General features: G+C 37.5%; 1 protein-coding gene. It reads right to left on the bottom strand.

Features of this window, described 5'->3' with window-relative positions; translation table 11 throughout:
• On the bottom strand, window positions 1-560 hold a 560-nt coding region (locus tag AC1M36_RS28460; protein ID WP_479846525.1), incomplete at both ends, for an RNA-guided endonuclease TnpB family protein.

The raw sequence follows: 560 nt of genomic DNA, 5'->3' as shown, positions 1-560 counted from the left end.
ATGTAAGTAATCAGCTCTCGCATTGGCAATATGTTCATGGATTCTTGCAACTTTCATACGCTGCTTGTTCCAGTTCGAAGAACCTTTCGTTCTTCTGGAAAGGATACGCTGTGCTTTTGCTAACTTTCCTTCTAATATATGGAAGTATTTAGGGTTCTTGTATGTTGTTCCATCAGAAAGAATAGCAAAATCTTTTAACCCAACGTCCATTCCACAAGTGGATTCCGTTTTAAGCATTTCTTGTACCTCTGTTTCGACAAGGATAGATACAAAGTATGTACCACTTGGGTTACGTCGAATCGTTGCATTTAGAATACGACCTTCTACCTCACGACTTTTGGCAAAGCGAACAAGGCCAAGTTTCGGTAATTTCATTTTGTTACCTACAATCGCAATATTGCCGTTCGTTTGCTTGGTTGTGTAGGATTGAACCTTATTGTTTTTAGATTTGAATCGTGGAATATCATTTTGTTTCTTGAAAAAACGCGAAAAAGCATCTGCGAGGTTTTTTAATGTGGATTGAAGAGCAATACTATCTACTTCTTTTAACCAAAGTGTAT

Source organism: Bacillus sp. Medicinal_06, assembly GCF_056711665.1.
Note: the sequence above shows the minus strand (reverse complement) of the source record. Positions and strands in the feature narration are given on the sequence as shown.